Here is a 16718-nt window from a genome sequence, read left to right on the forward strand (position 1 = left end):
CCCGTCACCCTCATCGAGCCATCCGCGTTGCCCCGGTAGCGATTGCGCCGTCACGGCTTTCAAAGAAACCCGACCGAGAACCAGGGCACAAGGATGATCGCCAGGAGGCCGACGAGCAGTGCGACGATGTAGCCGATGATTGGCCGCATGCCGGCGTCGGGGTGGATCCGGCTGATGGCACAGGCGGCGTAGTAGCCGACGCCGAAGGGCGGGGCGAACAGGCCGACGCCCATCGCGAGGATCACCACCATCGCGTAGTGCACCTCGTGCACGCCAACCTCCTTGGCGATGGGGAACAGGAGCGGGCCGAACAGAACGATGGCGGGGATGCCCTCCAGAACCGAACCCAGGATGACGAAGGCCGCCGCCGAGACGAACAAGAAGCCCAGCGCTCCGCCTGGCAGGCTCTTCATCGCCACCGCGAGCGTCTGCGAGAACCCGGACTGCGTGAGTGCCCAGGCCATACCGCTCGCCGCCCCGATGATCAGCAGGATCGCTCCCGAGAGAGCCGCAGTCATCACCAGCATCGGGTAGAGCCGCCGCCAGTCGAACTGCCGATAGATCAAGAGGCCCGCCAGCACCGCGTAGACGATGCCGATGGTCGAGACTTCCGTGGCGGTGGCGATGCCCTCGACCACCGCAAAACGGATCACGAAGGGCAGCGCCAAGGCCGGCACGGCCACGACAAGGGCCTTGCCGATGGCTCGACCCGAGGGTCGAGCGACATGCCTCAAATCCTCGCCACGGTAGCGCCACCAGACGAGAGCGCAGAGGGTCACGGCCAGCACGAGGCCCGGCACCATTCCCCCGGTGAAGAGGGCGGTGATCGAGACGCCGGTGACCGAGCCGATGGTGATCAGCACGATCGAGGGTGGGATCGTTTCGGTCTGAGCGCCGGTAGCGGCCAGCAAAGCCACGAGGTCGCCCTCTTTCGCGCCCCGAGCCTTCATCTCGGGGAAGAGCACAGGCGCGACAGCGGCCATGTCGGCTGCTTTCGAGCCCGAGATGCCGGAGACGAGGTACATCGCGCCGACGAGCACGTAGTGCAGGCCGCCACGAACGTGACCAAGGAGCGACGCGAGAAAGCCAACCATCGCCTTCGCCATGCCGGTCATCTCGATCAGCAGGCCGAGAAACACGAAGAGCGGCACCGCGAGGAGGATGAGGTGACTCATGCCCTCGTCCATGCGCCCGACAACGACCATGGATGGCGACTTCGTGGTCAGCGTCACATAAGCGAAGGTGGAGAGCCCGAACGCAAAGGCGATCGGCACGCCCGAGAAGACCAGAACGCCGACGCCGAGGACGAAGAACAGCAGCAGGTTGAGGTTGCCGAGGCCAGCCAGCAGCGGCTGCAAAGCGACGAGTCCGACCGCAGCGCCGATCCCGAGGGCCAGAGCGGCGAGCGTCAGACGCCAGTCGGTGGTTTCGAGAAGACGCAGGATTGCGATCATGAGCATCAGCCCGAGCCCGACCGGCAGGGCTGCCGCCCGCCACGCGTTGTTGAGTTCCAGCGCGGGCGTCTGAACAAACATCTCCTCGGTTGCGAACTCGTAGGCCGGGTGCAGCATCAAGGCGACGAAGATCAGGCCGGCGACCAGCGCGATCGTCTCCAAGAAAGCGCGGATCCGCGGTCTGGCCATCGCAACGATGGCCGTCATGCGCATATGCTCGGAGCGACGGAAGGCGACGACTGCGCCTAGCATGGCGAGCCACAAGAACAGAATGCCGGCCAATTCATCCGACCAGACCAGCGGTGCATGAAACACATAGCGGCTTACGACCCCGGCGAGCAGCACAACGATCTCAGCCAACACCAGCAGCGCAGCAGGGATTTCAACGATGTAGCCGATGACATGATCGAGGCGTCTCAGCCACAGATTCTCGGTCAGAGGAGGTCCGTGAAGATCAGCACCAGGAGTTGTCTCGGCAGCGGCGATATCGATGTGCATGGTGTTTCCTCCCAATGTCATTGGTAGATTGATCACGCACAGATCTGATCTACTGTTATTCTAGGTATTTTTTTCTTGTTTAGGTCTTAAGCAGAGCAAATCGCAGAGTTTATGATGTAGCTATTTATAGAATATACGCTATGATATCATATTTTGATCAAACGGATTTTTTTTGTGTTGCCGGCCGCGCTGAACTGGTGGGCTTAGAAGGAGAAATTCTGCGACTGACCCATCAGCTGAGAGGTCCAGTGCTTTCCTCCAGGAGCGCCCACGCTTCAGGCCCGAACTTCGCCTTCCAGTTCTTGTAGAAACCTGCGTTGCTGAGCATCATGCGGAAAGGTTCAGGATCAACGGCGTTGAAGATGAGACCTTTTTGCGCAAGTTCGGCCTTCAGATTTTCATTCTGTCGGGCAACTTCCTCACGCTCTGCGACAGCAGCAGCGTTGACGACCTTCGCGAAGGTCTCCTGAAGGTCCGGCGGCAGCTGGCCCCAGGCGCGGCGGTTCATCAAGAACCACCAGCCATCCCACATATGGTTTGTCAGAGAACAATACTTCTGGACTTCATAGAATTTCGAAGCTGCGATAATCGCTGGGGGATTTTCCTGCGCGTCCACAACCTTGGTCTGAAGGGCGGTGTAGACCTCTGCGAAATTGAGGCCGGTCGGCGACGCACCGAGACCTTGGAACAGAGAAGTCCAGAGCGAGCTGACCGGCACCCGGATCTTGAGGCCACGGAAATCCTCCGGTTTGACGATCGGCCGGGTGCTCGTCGTCACTTGTCGGAAGCCGTTGTCCCAGATCTTTTCCATGGCGACGAGGCCCGCCTTGTTGATCTGACCGCGCAGCCACGCGCCGAGCTTGCCGTCCATCGCGTTCCAAAGCATCGGGTAGTCTTTGAACGCAAACCCGACGCCGGAAATCGCGGAGGCGGGCAGCATGGTCGAGAGAACGTTGACGCCCGACAGGGAGAAGCATTCGAGTGCGCCTGAGCGCACTTGTGACAACATGTCGGCGTCACCGCCGAGCTGGTTGTTGGGGAACAGTCGCAGCTCAACGCGTCCGTTGGTGGCCTGCGTCAGCGCCTCGGCGGCCTTGCGGCCATAGACGTTGAGCGGATGCGCCTCAGGCACGTTGGTGCCCCACTTGAAGCTGAACTCCGCCGCGCGGGCGTAGCGCAGGGGGAGCGCGGCACTGATACCGGCTGCGGCTCCTAGCGTGACCGCATGTCGGCGTGTGAGTATACTGCCCATCGTCTCCTCCTCTTGTTGTTGGTTCGAGATGATCGCGCTGTTCAGGCGCTCGGCGCGGGCGCGTCGCGCTTGAACATCAGCCCTGCCTCGCGGAAACCACCGTCGACGTTCAACGTATGGCCGTGGACGTAGCGGGCTTCGTCCGAGCACAAGAACACCACGGCGTCGGCGATCTCCTCAGGCGTGCCGTAGCGCGTCATCGGAATGAGCCGTCCGTAGGCGGCCCGCGTCGCTTGATCGTGCATGATCTTGGCGATGTCGGTCTCGATCGCGCCCGGGACGACGTTGTTGACGTTGATGGCGTGCTCGGCGAGCTCGACGGCCATCACCTTGGTGAGCAGTTCGAGCCCCGCCTTCGCCGAGCCGTAGGCGGCGCGGCCATTGGCGTCGCGCTGGCCCGAAAGCGAGGCGACGTTGACGATCTTGCCGCCCTCTCCGACCCGGACCATCTCGCGGGCGCAGCCCTGCGCCACCAGGAAGGCTCCGGTGAGGTTGACGCCGAGGATGCGGTTCCAGTCCTCCAGGCGCGTCTCCAGGAACGGCGTGTTGGCGCCGATCCCGGCGTTGTTGAACAGGATATCGATCCGCCCCTGGGCCTTGATGATCGCAGCGATCATCGTGGTGACAGAGGCCGGATCGGCCACATCAACACCGAGGCCGAGTGCGTCCTGACCAAGGCTGGCAGCGGCCTCCCTTGCGCCGTCAGCGTTCAGGTCGGCGATCACGACGCGCGCGCCTTCTCGTGCAAAGGCATGGGCCGTCGCGAGCCCGATACCCCGCGCGCCGCCGGTCACGAGCGCAACTTTCCCTTCTAATCTCCGAGACATAGCAGCGTCCTCCGTGGTCATTTGCGCCCGCCTCGCTTCACGGCTCGAAGGAAGTCGGGGCGTCCGACCTGTCCGCCCTTGAGGGCGATCTCCAAACCATCGAGGGGGCTGTTCTCGCCATGGGAGCGGCAGAGCGGTCCGCCCGGATCGATTGGGCTGATCGCTGTGAGCGCATCGATGCCCAGTTGCGCTGCTGCACGCCCCGATGTGTCACCACCGGAGATCACCGCGCGGGTCAGTTTTGCTTGCGAAATCACGGTGCGAAGGGCTTGGCCGAGGCCTGCGCCGAGCCGCTCGTTCACGAATTCGGCCGACAGCCCGGCCGTGCGTGTCGCCGCAAGGAAAGCCGCGACAGCCGGGTCGTCCGGGCCGGTGGCCGTGTAGATCAGCGGATCGCGGCCTCGACCGAGGGCGGCCAGGGCATCCTGGCCCGCGCGAGAAACCACACGCTTCCATTCCTGCGCGTCCACCACCCGCTGGGTATCGAGGCGGATACCCTCGAAGCCGTTGTCGAGGGCATGCGCGATCTGAGCAGCGGTAACCGGGGAGACTGACCCTGACACACAGGCAATCCGCTCGACTGACCCCGGCCGTGCCAAATCCGGTTCGGCCGGAATGAGACCGGCGGCACGCCAGTAGGCGACGAGCGCCGCACCAACCCCTTGCGAGCCGATGCAGAAGGTCGGTGATCCGCCACGCTCCCAGATCAGCCGTCCGGCTTCCACGAGGGTCTCGCGGTCGAGCACGTCGAGGGAGACGATCTTGGCCCCCTCGGCCAAGGCCCGATCGAGTTGCTCCTCGCCCTCCCCGCGCTTCATCGCGACGAAGTCGACGAGGCCGGTACGGCGTTCAGTCTGCCGGGCGAGATGCAGGGCGAGATCCGCCTCATCCATCGGCGTCGAAGGGTGGCGGGCCATCGTTGGATGACGGTCGAGCCGGTAGCCGGCCCCGTTGGCCGTGGCGAACAGATGGCCAAAACTCTGGTACCGGCCCATGCCGGGGTCAGCCACGACCATCGGCGTCCAGGCTGGATCGAAGATGGCCTCAGCGATCTCGGCGGCGCGTCCGATCGAGCCGATCTCCGGCGCGGAGTCGAAGGTCGAACAGACCTTGTAGTGCCCGATTGGCGCTCCAAGTGACGCGAGGAGCCGGAACATTCCCGGCAGGTGCGCATCCATCCAGGCCGGCGATTGCGCCCGCGCAACCCCGGCAATACCGATCGCGCGCATGCCCGAGAAGGCCGCGAAGCGCTGGGGAGCGGGAACATCCAGGAACAGGACGGTCGGCAAGCCACCGAACGCCAGCACCTCCATCGCGGCTGAGGAGCCGGTATAGTCGTCGCCGTAGAAGGCAATGAGCGGCCCCTCCGGCAAGCGGCGTGGTGAGGGAGGAGCGGTCACGCGGCTGCTCCCAAGGCCTGTGCGAGTTCCTGGTGATCCCTCGCATGCTGGTCGAGCGGTATTCCGGCGACCGCCGCATCCCAGGCTTGCCGGAGGGCCAGCACCCCAGCGCCAGGACCGCCCGGATGCGCAACGATGCCGCCGCCGGCGGTGACGATGAGGTCGGTGGAACCGAGCGCCGCGTAGGTGCCGGGGGCTTGCTTGACGCCCTGGCCGGACGAGAAGACCGGCATCGCCAGGCACGGCTTGTCCGGGAACATCGGGGTCAGGCAGGCGCGCGCCGAGGCGATCACACTGTCATCGTCCTCAAAGAACTTGTTGGACAAGCCGTTGACGTGCATGTGGTCGGCGCCCGCGAGCCGCCAGATCTTCTGCCAAGCGACGTAGGACCATCCGAGGAGAGGGTGGCGGGTCAGCGCGCCCCAGCCGTTACGGTGCGCGTGGATCGGCAGGGTGCTGAAGCGCCCGAGCTCGATCATGCCGACAGGCCCGACCGAGTTGAGGCTTGCCATCAGGCAGGTCGCGCCTTCCGCGAGCAGGAGGTCATGGCGGCGGCGCATCTGATCGAGGTCGCCGGTCAGGTTGAAGGCGTACATCACCTTCCTGCCCGTCCGATCCGCGTGAGCGTTGATCACAGCCATCACCGCCTTGACCCGCGCGTCGAAGGGGCAGTGCGGACCGTCCGCCTGCAACTCGTCGTCCTTGATGAAGTCGATGCCGCCCGCGCATAGCCTCTCGACGAGGGCGGCGGTCTCCTCCGGCCCAAAACCGACGCTCGGCTTGATGATCGTGCCGATGACCGGCCGGTCCTTGACGCCGGCCAGGCGTCGGGTGCCCTCAATGCCGAAGCGCGGACCAGGGTAAGCATCGGCAAATGCCTGCGGCAGGCGAATATCGAGCAGGCGCAGGCCGGTGAAGGCTCGTAGCTCGAACAGATTTCCGGCGATCGTCGCCAGCAGGTTCGGCAGCGAGGGGCCGAAGTTCTCAATGGGCCAGGACAGGGTCGCCAGGGCGCGATGGATCTCCCCTGACGCCTTCGCGGTCGTCGGCAGCGACGCGGTGGCAACACGCTCGTCGAAGACCTCCAGACGCTCGACGCGAGCGGCCGAGCGCGCCTTGAGTTCAGGCGTCTCGCCGGGAACCGGTACGAAGGTCCCGCTCGACTGCTCGCCCGCCATGGTCTCGACCGCGGAACGTGGGTCGCCGATCGTCTCGACGAGGTAGTCTGCTTCGATCCGCAGGGGAGGAGATTTCGAGCCCTCGATCACGCCGCTTTGCATCTAATCCTCCATCGACGGGTAAGCAGCCGTGCGCGGCACGATGCTCGTCCACGAGCAGCACCGCGCGCTCGGAACACGAAACCGCAACAGCTCAAGGGCCCGCGCGCAAACGGCACTCGTCACAGAGACGAGCTCCTAATTTTCGAAGGACGCGGGTACTATTAACAAGTAAATCATTGGAATGATTTTGGCTGACGTAGATCGGATGCTATGCATTCTCAATCATGCGCGGACAAGACCGCTCTCGGCGATTGCTTGTCACTGGTTTCCGCCCTGTCGAATTAATCTGCTATTTCCTAACGCATAGCGCGCGCAGCAGCTGCTGAAAATCCGAGATCGGCGCAGTCTGATGTGATAAAAACTCACAGCAGCAACCAGGGAGGCTGCCATGTCGACATCCCACCTGCCACTGAACGCCTTGCGCGCCTTCGAGGCAGCGGCACGCCTCGGCAGCATGAGCGCCGCGGCAACGGAACTCGGCGTGACACACGGTGCCGTGAGCCGTCAGATCAAGGCCTTGGAGGATCGGTTCGGACTACCCCTGTTCGAACGGCACCCCAGAGCAATTGTGGCGACCCGTGAAGGCGCCCAGCTCGCCTCCGATGTTGCCGAAGCCTTCGAGCGGCTGCAGATCGCCGTCTCGCGCGTGCAGCCAGGCCCGCTGACGCTCTCCTGTTCAGCGACAATCATGATGCGGTGGCTTATTCCGAGACTTCCGAAATTCAAAACCGCCAACCCATCAAGCGACCTTCGGCTCAACATCAGCTTCGGCGACGCCGACTTCGTTCATGACGAAATAAGCCTCGCCATTCGAACCACAATGTACAGACCGCCGCCGAGCGCTATAGCCGAAACGGTGATCCAAGAGGAGATCGGCCCAGTCTGCAATCCTGATTATGCCGCGCGCCTTGGTTGCTCACAGCTTGACGATCTCATTCATGCGCGCATTCTCGTGAATGCAACCCGCCCAAACGCCTGGTCAGAATGGGCCATGGCCGCGGGCAGGCCGGACCTTAGACTTGCTCCCCATGAGATCTACGGACACTTCTATCTGGTCATACAAGCCGCGGCTGTCGGTTTGGGCTTTGCGCTCGCTCCATTCATCCTGGTGGAGGATGAAATTCGCTCAGGGCACCTCGTTGCGCCTTTCGGGTTCGTGGTCGGGCCACACAACCTTCAGCTTTGGATGGCGAGCCACCAAAGTAATCGCCCTGATCTCAAGGCAGCTACCAATTGGCTTCGAAGCGAGTTGCGTTCGGTGCGCGCGAATCGATGAATAGTTTTCCAGCAGGAGCCGGGCCGTGCCCTGCCGGGTGCACACGGTTCTCACCGACAACGGCACCCATTTCACCACGCCCGGCAACGTCGCCTTGGCAGCCCCACTCATCAAGGAGGCTACGGTTCGGCGCCACCACTATGAAGGCCACGAGCAGGTGCGCGCGCATCTGGCCGAGTACATCGCCGCCTACAACGACGGCCGCCGCCTCAAGACCTTACGCGGGCTCACCCCATTCGAGGCCATTGGCAAAGCCTGGACCGCCGACCCCAGCCGCTTCAGGCTCAACCCGCTCCATCAGATGCCGGGACCAGACACCTCGTCGAGGAGGGTAGTCGAACGTCGGCTCTCCGAGTTGGTCGCAATTTCAGCGTGTGGCGCGCACCCGACACACGGCTCCTCCCGAGGAACGCAAATCACCGAGTCTGCCGTTGCGGCTCCCGCCAGGGGGTGGTTTTCGAAGGGAAGGAGGCTGGCGACCCCGGCAGGGCTCGAACCTGCGACCTGCCGCTTAGAAGGCGGCTGCTCTATCCAGCTGAGCTACGGGGCCTCCCAGGAATTGGGTCGTAACAGGCCCCCCGCCGCCTGTCACCACGAGACTCGCGCGGCACGGGCGGTCGCTCCGAAGCTCGCCGGAAAACCGGTGTGCCGAGGGTGGGCCGCGTCGGTCCCGCTCCGCTCGCCAGCCTGAGCGGCCTCAGGCGCGCGCGGCGAGACGCAGGCGCGCCGGTCCCTCCGCGACGTGTCCGAGGATCGCGGCCGTCGGGTGACCGGCTGCGCGGATGCGCGCCAGGATCGCGGCGGCGCCGTTCGGCGCGCAGGCGACGAGCAGGCCCCCCGAGGTCTGCGGATCGGTCAGGAGATGCCGGCGCCAGTCGGGGAAGCCGGCAGGGAGGTCCACCGCGCTGCCATAGGCGGACCAGTTGCGGTGGGAGGCGCCGGTGACGAAGCCTTCGCGCACCAGCGCCTCGGCCTTCGGCAGGAGCGGGACCGCGTCGGCCTCGATGACGAGGCCGAGCCCGGCGCCGCGGGCGATCTCGAGGCTGTGGCCGAGGAGGCCGAATCCGGTCACGTCGGTCATCGCGTGCACGTCCGGGTCGGCCGCCAGATCCGCGCCGATCCGATTGAGCAGAGTCGTGGTCGCCACGAACTCCGCATATCCGCCGTCGGGCAAAGCCTCCCGCTTGATCGCCGCCGCGTAGACGCCGACCCCGAGCGGCTTCGTCAGGATCAGGGCGTCGCCCGCCTGCGCGTCGGCGTTGCGGCGCACATGCCCGCGCGGGCACAGGCCGATGACGGCCAATCCGTAGATCGGCTCGGGCGTGTCGATGGAATGTCCGCCCGCGATCGGGATGCCCGCCTCCGCGCAGGTGGCGGCGCCCCCCTTCAGAATCGCTGCCACCGTCTCGGGGGCGATCCTGCCGAGCGGCATGCCCAGGATCGCGAGCGCCAGGATGGGCCGTCCGCCCATGGCATAGACGTCCGAGATCGCGTTCGTGGCCGCGATCCGCCCGAAATCGTGCGGGTCGTCCACCATCGGGGTGAAGAAATCGGTGGTGGCAACGAGGCAGGTCGCGTCGTCGAGAGCCCAGATCGCGGCGTCGTCGGAGGTCTCGTTGCCGACGAGCAGGCGCTCGAACGGGCCCGCTACCGGCTGGTCCGCCAGGAGCCCCCGCAGAATCGCGGGGTCGAGCTTGCAGCCGCAGCCGCCGCCATGGGCGAGGCTCGTCAGGCGGACGGGATCCGCACTCATGGCTCCTCCGGGCATTGGCGCCGGCGTGGCGGGAGTACGAGCCGCGCCCTCCGCCCCACCCGCGACGGCCGCCGTCCTGGGCGGCCTGATGCCAGGCTATCTCGACCGCCGGGCTGATCCGGCAAGGCGCAGGGGGCGATATTTCACGCGAGCCGGCCATGCCGGCGGCGCGGCGCCTCCCTGTCTGCCTGACCTGAGACGGCTTTCGGCCTGCCTCGCGCGTGGCCGCGTCGATCCCGTGGCCGTCCGTCGCGCCGATCAACGGGGACGGGGGGCGCCGCTTTCGGTGTCTCCGCCTGTCCGGACGTCGCGCCCTGATCTTACAGGATCAAGGATTCAAGCGTCCTTCTTCTTGCGCGGGGCGCGGCGCTTCTTCTCCGGAGCGGCCGCGGCGGCGCTCTCCTGGGCCTTGGTCTCGACGGGTTCGGAGCGCGTGACGTCCGCGGCGGCGGATTTGGCGACGCCCTTGCGGCGCTGCTGGCCGAGGCCGAGGGCGCGGGCCAGTTCCGAACGCTGCTCGGAATAGCTCTGCGACGTCATCGGATAGTCGGGGGCAAGACCCCATTTGGCCCGATACTGTTCGGGCGTCAGTCCACGCAAGGTGAGGTGCCGGCGCAGCGTCTTGTACTGCTTTCCATCCTCGAAGCTGACCAGGTAATCGGCCGTGACCGAGCGGCGGATTTCCTGAGCGGTCGCCTTCGGAGGTCCGGTTTCGGCCGCGGCCGCGCCATTCGTGGAGACGCCGCAGATCGCCTCGTGAACGTCGCTGAGAAGCTTCGGCAATTCTGCGCTTTGAACATGATTGTTGCTGACATAGGCCGAGACGATGTCCGCCGCGAGCGTGATCAGGCGGGCCTTGTCGGTGTCGGTTTCACTCATGATCGTTGTGCCGTTGTTATGATGGGCGGATGATCTTCATGACCGTAAGCTCAGCATCGGAATTCGGCAAGATGTTTCAAGCGGAGCGAAGCGGCCGCAGATCAATAAATGTGGACGGAATGCGCGAATTCGCCACCCATCCGGCTGAAAAACGATCTGAGGTGGCAATTCTTGGCGGTTCTCGAGCGGTTTGGAACCCTTATTGCCCGCGGGTCCGACTCAAAAGCATGCGTTGCAAGCTCACACCAAGCTTGAGCAAAAACAGCTCAACGTCCCGGAACGATGTCTCAACTCCGCGTGGGTGAGAAATCGGCGCGAGCACAGGTCAGAGCGTACGCGCAACCTGAATTCGTCGATTTGTGCTGGTGCGGGCAGCCGCCCCGACGCTGGTCCGGGCCTCGCGCGTTGCCCCCGCCGATCAACCGGCGCCTTGGATCGACCGCCTGGGATCGACGGCCCTTGGCCGGCGGGATTGTGCCGAATCGGCGGTCCTGCGGGGCGGACAGCCCGGTTGGGCAGGTCCGCCCGCTCGGTCTCACAGCCCGAGATCCGACAGGCCCGGATGGTCGGCCGGGCGGGGCCCCTGCGGCCAGTGGAACTTGCGGTCGGCGTCAGTGATCGGCACGTCGTTGATGCTGGCCTCGCGCCGGCGCATCAAACCGGTCTCGGTGAATTCCCACTGCTCGTTGCCGTGCGAGCGGAACCACTGCCCGGCCTCATCGTGCCATTCATAGGCGAACCGCGCGGCGATCCGGTTCTCGTGAAAGGCCCAGACTTCCTTGATCAGGCGGTAGGCGCGCTCGCGCTCCCACTTGCGGGTGAGGAAGGCCACGATGGCCTCGCGCCCGACCAGGAACTCCGAACGGTTCCGCCACCAGCTGTCCGGCGTGTAGGCAAGGGAGACCCGCTCCGGGTCGCGGGTGTTCCAGGCATCCTCGGCGCCGCGGGCCTTCCGGGCCGCGCTCTGCGCGTCGAAGGGGGGAACGGGTGGGCGAATCTCCGACATGGCCAGGGTCACTCCGTGAGGGGCACAATCCTGTGCGTCGCGGGCGACCGCGCGGTCAATCGGGTTGTGCCGGGTTGATCGCTGGTCCGGCCCGCCCCGACGCCGCGCGCGGGCGCGCCCCCGCGGCCTCAATCGAGGCCGAGCATCAGGCCGATATTCTGGACCGCCGCGCCCGAGGCGCCCTTGCCGAGATTGTCGAGGCGCGCGACCAGGACGGCTTGGCGATGCTCATCCGACCCGAAGACCCGCAATTCGAGCCGGTCGGTGTCGTTCAACTCCTCCGGCTCGAGGCGCTCGCGATGCGCGCCCGTGGTCGCGCCGGGCACGACCTGTACTTGGGCCTGGCCGGCATACCAGGCCATGAGCGCGGCCTCGAGATCGCCCGCGCCGGGCCTCCCCGGCAGGCTGTCGAGGTGGAGCGGGATGCTCACCAGCATGCCCTGGCGGAAATTGGCCACCGAGGGCACGAAGATCGGCCGCCGCGTCAGGCGCGCGTAGATCTGCGTCTCCGGCAAATGCTTATGGGCGAAGCCGAGGCCATAGAGCTGGAACGGGGCGGCGGCACCGCTCTCGTAGCTCTCGATCATGCCCTTGCCGCCGCCGCTATAGCCGCTGACCGCGTTGATGCTGATGGGGAAATCGGCCGGGATCAGGCCGCCTTCCACGAGGGGGCGCAGGAGCGCGATCGCGCCGGTCGGGTAGCAGCCGGGATTGGCGACCCGGCGCGCGGCGCGGATCGCCTCGGCCTGATCCGGGGCGAGTTCGGCGAAGCCGTAGGTCCAGCCGGGGCTGACCCGGTGGGCCGTGCTGGCATCGAGGATGCGCGGGCCACCGTCCGGCAAGCTGTCGGCCAGCGCCACGGTCTCGCGGGCGGCGTCGTCGGGCAGGCAGAGCACGACGCAGTCGACCTCGGCGAGGAGCGCCCGCTTCACCGCGGCGTCCTTGCGGCTCTCGTGCGGGATGCTGCGCAAGGCGACCCGGCCGTCGCGCTCCAGCCGCTCGCGGATGCCGAGGCCGGTCGTCCCGGCCTCGCCGTCGATGAACACGCTGGGCTTCTGGCCGCTGGTCTCGTCCGTCATCGCTGTCGCCTGTTCCGTCCCGTCGGACCCTGCGCGCGAGGTGGAGGGCGCGCGTCGTGAAGTCAATCGGCGAGTTCTCACCCGAAGGTCTTGGCGCGCGTTCCTGCCGCGCGTTCTTGCCGTGCGTTTCTGCCACGCCTTCCCGCCGTGACGCCGCGATTCGCCCTTAGAGCTGTTCCCGATCGCGTTGCGACGGGACCGTCGGGTGCGCCCGTGCCGAAGCGGGCGCGGATCCCCTCTCCCGTGCGGGAGAGGGACAGAGTGAGGGTTGAGACCTTTCAGAACGAGGTGCGCCCGATCGGCGCCCAGTCGGCGATACGACCGCATGCTCCATCCTGAAGGCGCTCATCCCTCACCCCAACCCTCTCCCGCACGGGAGAGGGGGTCCGTCGCGCTGCCCGCGCCGTCATCCCGAGACCGCGAAACGGAGCCCTGGAATGACGCTGTGCTTCACCTCCCCCGTCCGGGAGTGGTCGAATCCGCGATAGCGGAACGGGTGAGGGGTGCGACTTCTCCGGACAGCGCGCACCCCTCACCCCAACCCTCTCCCGCACGGGAGAGGGGGGCCGTCGCGCCGAACCGGACCGGGGCTGCCCATTTTCCAGCCCGTTGCAACGCGATCGGGCGCGGCTCTAGCCCGCGCCCTGACACAGGATGATGACTGCTTCACCCGTCCACAGCGCCGGGACAAGGCTGCCGGAACCTGCACGCGCAGGCCCGGTTGACTGCCAAATCCTGGATGAGAGGTCAGAGACCATGTCGCAGACCGCCGAGAAGACCGATCCGAAACTGTGGGACAAGGTGAAGACGCGCGTCACCCGATCGTCGAAGGGCGGCAAGCCGGGGCAATGGTCCGCGCGCAAAGCCCAGATGGCGACGCAGGAATACAAGAAGGAGGGCGGTGAATATGCGGGCAAGAAGTCCGACGACAACCACCTGAAGCAGTGGACCGACGAGAAGTGGGGCACCAAATCCGGCAAGGAGAGCGGCAAGACCGGCGAGCGCTACCTGCCGAAGAAGGCCCGCGACGCCGTGTCGGACGCCGAATACGCGCGCTCGTCGGACAAGAAGCGCGCCGACACCCGCAAGGGCAAGCAATTCTCCCAGCAGCCGAAGGACGTGGCGCGGAAAGCCGCCGCCGCCCGCAAGGGCTCGGGCTCAGCCGGCCCGACCAAGGCCGATTTGATGCGCAAGGCTCAGGCGAAGAACATCCCGGGCCGCTCGAAGATGTCGAAGGGCGAGCTCGAACGCGCGCTCCACGCCTGATCGCCCAAAAGCCGGTTCAACCCGGCATCCGCTTGATCGCGGTCGGCCCTCCGGGGTCGGCCGCGTCGCGTTTCGGCATCCGCGCATGAAAAAGGGCGGGCCCGCGAGGACCCGCCCTTCCGGAATTCAGTGCTGCCGAACTTAGCGCTTCGAGAACTGGAAGCTGCGGCGGGCCTTCTTGCGGCCGTACTTCTTGCGCTCCACGACGCGGGCGTCGCGGGTGAGGAAGCCCTCGCGCTTCAGGGACGAGCGCAGCTCCGGCTCGTAGTAGGTGAGCGCCTTCGAGAGGCCGTGGCGCACGGCGCCGGCCTGACCCGAGAGGCCGCCGCCCGCCACCGTGACGGTGATGTCGTACTGGTCGACCCGGTTCACCACCTGCAGGGGCTGGCGCAGGATCATGCGCAGCACCGGGCGGGCGAAGTAGGTGTCGATCGGACGGCTGTTTATGGTGATCGTGCCCGAGCCGGGCTTGATCCAGACGCGGGCGACCGCGTCCTTGCGCTTGCCGGTGGCGTAGGCACGGCCCTGGGCGTCCAGCTTCTGGACGTGGACCGGGGCTTCGTTCTCACCCTGGGACGTGGTGTTCGCCCGGTTGAGGTCGGCGAGGGACTGAAGGGTCGCCATGATCAAGCGCTCACGTTCTTGCGGTTGAGGGCGCCGACGTCGAGCGCCTGCGGCTGCTGTGCCACATGCGGATGCTCGGTGCCCTTGTAGACCCGGAGGTTGCCCATGATCTGGCGGAAGAGCGGGCCGCGCGGGAGCATGCGCTCCACGGCCTTCTCGACCACCCGCTCGGGGAAACGGCCCTCGAGGATGTATTTGGCCGAGCGCTCTTTGATGCCGCCCGGATAGCCGGTGTGGTGGAAATACAGCTTCTGCTCGTATTTCCGCCCGGTGAACTTCACCTTGTCGGCATTGATGACGATGACGTTGTCGCCGCAATCGACGTGGGGCGTGTACGCGGGCTTGTGCTTGCCGCGCAGGCGCATCGCGACGATGGAGGCGAGCCGGCCGACGACCAGGCCCTCCGCATCGATCACGATCCACTTCTTGTCGACGTCGGCGGGCTTCAGCGAAAAGGTTTTCATGGCCGAACCCGTGGCGTTTGGTGGTGTGTCGAAAAACGATGGCCGCCGCGTTCGGGGGAACGCAGCGGCGTACGGCGGCTCCAATACGGGGCTCCGGGCGTCAGGTCAAGCGATTCGCGGGTCGCGTCATCGCGAAAAAACCGAGTTGCTGGAACGATTTCGACGTGACGGTACTGTGATACCGCATGCGCTAGCGCGTCGGTGGGATCGAGTAGGTGCCGGTGGCGTGGCAGACGAGATCCTCCGCATCCGTGTCCAATCCGGCGGAGCTGATCAGGACCTCCCCGACCGCGAGGCGCCGCCCGAGCTTGATCAGGCGGGCTTCCCCGACGAGGCTGCCGGTGCCGGGCTTGCGCAGGAAGTTGAAGTTGAGGTTCGTCGTCACCGCGAGCCCCACTGGCCCGATATTGGCGAGGATCGCCGCGTAGAGGGCGAGGTCGGCGAGCGCCATCATGGCGGGGCCCGAGACGGTTCCCCCCGGGCGCAGGTGCCGCTCGTGATGGTCCATCCTCATGCGCGCGCGCAAGGGGCCGACCGCCTCCAGGTGATAACTGCGCCCGCCGTGATGGATCTGGGGGAATTCCCGCTCGAGGAAATCCACGACCTCGGTGAGGCTCATCACGGGCTGTTCGGTCAAGGTCTTGTCCACCGGGGTCGCGTTCGTCGCGGCCGTGACCGCGGCTGCCTTGCAGCACGGCCGGCGATGGCGGACAAGTCCGGCATGAGCATCCCGAGTCTCGATCAGGTCCCCGACGGCCTCTCCACCCGGCACGACCGTTACCCCGATGCCGAGATCCGGGCCCTGCTCCGGCAGACCCGCACGGTGGCGCTCGTCGGCGCCTCGGCGAACCCGGCCCGGCCGAGCTGGATCGTGCTGAAATACCTGATCGACCGCGGCTACGCAGTGACGCCGGTCAATCCGGGCCTCGCCGGCCAGACCCTGCTCGGCCGGGCCGTGGTCGCATCCCTCGCGGATCTTCCCGAGCCCGTCGACATGGTCGAGATCTTCCGCAACGCCGAGGCGGCGGGCCCCCTCGTGGACGAGGCCCTCGCCCTCGACCCGCTGCCGAAAGTGATCTGGATGCAGCTTGGCGTGCGCAACGACGCGGCGGCGGCCCGGGCCGAGGCGCGCGGCGTCACGGTCATCATGAACCGCTGCCCGAAGATCGAGTATGGCCGGCTCTCGGGCGAGATCGGCTGGACCGGCGTGAACTCGCGGATCATCAGCGCCAAGAAGCCGGTCCTGGCAGGCCGCGGGGTTCAGCGACTGACGATCGAGGACCGGGGCGGAGCGAAGGGGTGATCGCGTCGGCCCCGCCAGCGGCGGGCGGATCGGCCGGAGGGCGGGGCGCGATGCCTCGGCTCTCGGCAATGTTGGGGTCGCGGGAGGCCTCAAACGAGAAGGGGCCCCCGTGCGGGAGCCCCTGTTCTCTCGATCCATTCCCGAGAGGGAATGGTGGGCGCGACAGGGATCGAACCTGTGACCCCTACCATGTCAAGGTAGTGCTCTCCCGCTGAGCTACGCGCCCGTCCGGAACCGTTCCGCTCCGGCGAGGTGGCGGCTATAGCTTCTGGCGTGGGGGGGCGCAAGCCTGAGATTGGCCCCCTCGGCGAGTTTATCGCCAGGCCCCTCCTCGACGCCCCGGAGCCGCCATTCCGC

15 protein-coding genes, 2 tRNA genes and 1 pseudogene are annotated in these 16718 nt (G+C 66.3%); 4 read left to right on the top strand and 14 right to left on the bottom strand.

The window, feature by feature from the left end:
- Positions 1-59 precede the first annotated feature (59 nt).
- The 5 genes from F6X53_RS26730 to F6X53_RS26750 all read right to left on the bottom strand — a co-directional run bounded on the left by F6X53_RS26730 (position 60) and on the right by F6X53_RS26750 (position 6711).
- Complete coding sequence (locus F6X53_RS26730) at positions 60-1952, bottom strand: TRAP transporter large permease (protein ID WP_151004093.1); 1893 nt, start codon at positions 1950-1952, stop codon at positions 60-62.
- Positions 1953-2184: 232 nt separating this feature from the next.
- On the bottom strand, positions 2185-3204 hold the full coding sequence (locus tag F6X53_RS26735) for a TRAP transporter substrate-binding protein (RefSeq protein ID WP_151004095.1): 1020 nt from the start codon (positions 3202-3204) through the stop codon (positions 2185-2187).
- Between the two features lie 41 nt (positions 3205-3245).
- The gene (locus tag F6X53_RS26740) at positions 3246-4031 is read right to left on the bottom strand and encodes an SDR family NAD(P)-dependent oxidoreductase (protein WP_151004097.1); all 786 of its coding nucleotides are present in this window, start codon (positions 4029-4031) and stop codon (positions 3246-3248) included.
- Between the two features lie 17 nt (positions 4032-4048).
- Positions 4049-5431 (bottom strand): four-carbon acid sugar kinase family protein, encoded by a 1383-nt coding sequence (locus F6X53_RS26745; protein WP_151004099.1) that lies wholly within the window; start codon positions 5429-5431, stop codon positions 4049-4051.
- A complete protein-coding gene (locus F6X53_RS26750; RefSeq protein WP_151004101.1) occupies positions 5428-6711 on the bottom strand; it encodes a ribulose-bisphosphate carboxylase large subunit family protein in 1284 nt (427 codons plus the stop codon). Before F6X53_RS26750 ends, F6X53_RS26745 begins: the two co-directional genes overlap by 4 nt.
- Positions 6712-7099: 388 nt before the next feature.
- Between F6X53_RS26750 and F6X53_RS26755 the strand changes: the two genes are divergently transcribed.
- Both F6X53_RS26755 and F6X53_RS34080 read left to right on the top strand, forming a co-directional pair.
- A complete protein-coding gene (locus F6X53_RS26755) occupies positions 7100-7987 on the top strand; it encodes a LysR family transcriptional regulator (protein WP_151004103.1) in 888 nt (295 codons plus the stop codon).
- Between the two features lie 37 nt (positions 7988-8024).
- Positions 8025-8216: pseudogene (locus tag F6X53_RS34080) on the top strand (IS481 family transposase); the annotation flags it as partial.
- Positions 8217-8460: 244 nt separating this feature from the next.
- On the opposite strand, the gene F6X53_RS26765 reads toward F6X53_RS34080, so the two are convergent.
- From F6X53_RS26765 to argC, 5 genes are all read right to left on the bottom strand, one after another.
- A tRNA-Arg gene (locus F6X53_RS26765) sits at positions 8461-8537 on the bottom strand.
- Positions 8538-8684: 147 nt separating this feature from the next.
- The gene (gene selD / locus F6X53_RS26770) at positions 8685-9740 is read right to left on the bottom strand and encodes a selenide, water dikinase SelD (RefSeq protein WP_151004105.1); all 1056 of its coding nucleotides are present in this window, start codon (positions 9738-9740) and stop codon (positions 8685-8687) included.
- Between the two features lie 336 nt (positions 9741-10076).
- Positions 10077-10619, bottom strand: coding sequence for a Ros/MucR family transcriptional regulator (locus F6X53_RS26775; protein WP_151004107.1), 543 nt, complete (start codon positions 10617-10619; stop codon positions 10077-10079).
- 535 nt (positions 10620-11154) lie between these two features.
- Entirely contained in the window at positions 11155-11625 is a 471-nt protein-coding gene (locus F6X53_RS26780) for a nuclear transport factor 2 family protein (protein WP_151004109.1), read from the bottom strand.
- Positions 11626-11753: 128 nt separating this feature from the next.
- Positions 11754-12704 carry an N-acetyl-gamma-glutamyl-phosphate reductase gene (gene argC / locus F6X53_RS26785; RefSeq protein WP_151004111.1) on the bottom strand — a complete coding sequence of 317 codons (951 nt, stop codon included), beginning with the start codon at positions 12702-12704 and terminating at the stop codon, positions 11754-11756.
- 756 nt (positions 12705-13460) lie between these two features.
- Between argC and F6X53_RS26795 the strand changes: the two genes are divergently transcribed.
- Positions 13461-13970 carry a DUF5872 domain-containing protein gene (locus F6X53_RS26795; protein WP_151004115.1) on the top strand — a complete coding sequence of 170 codons (510 nt, stop codon included), beginning with the start codon at positions 13461-13463 and terminating at the stop codon, positions 13968-13970.
- Between the two features lie 141 nt (positions 13971-14111).
- On the opposite strand, the gene rpsI is transcribed toward F6X53_RS26795, so the two are convergent.
- The 3 genes from rpsI to F6X53_RS26810 all read right to left on the bottom strand — a co-directional run bounded on the left by rpsI (position 14112) and on the right by F6X53_RS26810 (position 15677).
- Complete coding sequence (gene rpsI / locus F6X53_RS26800; protein WP_151004117.1) at positions 14112-14594, bottom strand: 30S ribosomal protein S9; 483 nt, start codon at positions 14592-14594, stop codon at positions 14112-14114.
- Between the two features lie 2 nt (positions 14595-14596).
- Complete coding sequence (rplM, locus tag F6X53_RS26805; protein WP_151004133.1) at positions 14597-15058, bottom strand: 50S ribosomal protein L13; 462 nt, start codon at positions 15056-15058, stop codon at positions 14597-14599.
- Positions 15059-15248: 190 nt separating this feature from the next.
- A complete protein-coding gene (locus tag F6X53_RS26810; protein WP_151004135.1) occupies positions 15249-15677 on the bottom strand; it encodes a PaaI family thioesterase in 429 nt (142 codons plus the stop codon).
- Between the two features lie 102 nt (positions 15678-15779).
- Here F6X53_RS26810 and F6X53_RS26815 point away from each other — a divergent pair, with 102 nt between their 5' ends.
- Entirely contained in the window at positions 15780-16361 is a 582-nt protein-coding gene (locus F6X53_RS26815) for a CoA-binding protein (protein ID WP_151004119.1), read from the top strand.
- Between the two features lie 151 nt (positions 16362-16512).
- On the opposite strand, the gene F6X53_RS26820 is transcribed toward F6X53_RS26815, so the two are convergent.
- A tRNA-Val gene (locus F6X53_RS26820) sits at positions 16513-16587 on the bottom strand.
- Between the last annotated feature and the right edge of the window lie 131 nt (positions 16588-16718).

Origin of the sequence: Methylobacterium soli (assembly GCF_008806385.1) — a bacterium.
GTDB classification, from domain to species: Bacteria; Pseudomonadota; Alphaproteobacteria; order Rhizobiales; family Beijerinckiaceae; genus Methylobacterium; species Methylobacterium soli.

Bases quoted from the DNA above. Each gene is read 5' to 3' on its own strand.
- F6X53_RS26755 (WP_151004103.1), top strand. From the start codon at position 7,100: ATGTCGACATCCCACCTGCCACTGAACGCCTTGCGCGCCTTCGAGGCA.
- selD (WP_151004105.1), bottom strand. From the start codon at position 9,740: ATGAGTGCGGATCCCGTCCGCCTGACGAGCCTCGCCCATGGCGGCGGC.
- F6X53_RS26795 (WP_151004115.1), top strand. From the start codon at position 13,461: ATGTCGCAGACCGCCGAGAAGACCGATCCGAAACTGTGGGACAAGGTG.
- rpsI (WP_151004117.1), bottom strand. From the start codon at position 14,594: ATGGCGACCCTTCAGTCCCTCGCCGACCTCAACCGGGCGAACACCACG.
- F6X53_RS26775 (WP_151004107.1), bottom strand. From the start codon at position 10,619: ATGAGTGAAACCGACACCGACAAGGCCCGCCTGATCACGCTCGCGGCG.
- F6X53_RS26750 (WP_151004101.1), bottom strand. From the start codon at position 6,711: ATGCAAAGCGGCGTGATCGAGGGCTCGAAATCTCCTCCCCTGCGGATC.
- F6X53_RS26780 (WP_151004109.1), bottom strand. From the start codon at position 11,625: ATGTCGGAGATTCGCCCACCCGTTCCCCCCTTCGACGCGCAGAGCGCG.
- rplM (WP_151004133.1), bottom strand. From the start codon at position 15,058: ATGAAAACCTTTTCGCTGAAGCCCGCCGACGTCGACAAGAAGTGGATC.
- F6X53_RS26730 (WP_151004093.1), bottom strand. From the start codon at position 1,952: ATGCACATCGATATCGCCGCTGCCGAGACAACTCCTGGTGCTGATCTT.
- F6X53_RS26735 (WP_151004095.1), bottom strand. From the start codon at position 3,204: ATGGGCAGTATACTCACACGCCGACATGCGGTCACGCTAGGAGCCGCA.
- F6X53_RS26740 (WP_151004097.1), bottom strand. From the start codon at position 4,031: ATGTCTCGGAGATTAGAAGGGAAAGTTGCGCTCGTGACCGGCGGCGCG.
- F6X53_RS26810 (WP_151004135.1), bottom strand. From the start codon at position 15,677: ATGAGCCTCACCGAGGTCGTGGATTTCCTCGAGCGGGAATTCCCCCAG.
- F6X53_RS26815 (WP_151004119.1), top strand. From the start codon at position 15,780: ATGAGCATCCCGAGTCTCGATCAGGTCCCCGACGGCCTCTCCACCCGG.
- argC (WP_151004111.1), bottom strand. From the start codon at position 12,704: ATGACGGACGAGACCAGCGGCCAGAAGCCCAGCGTGTTCATCGACGGC.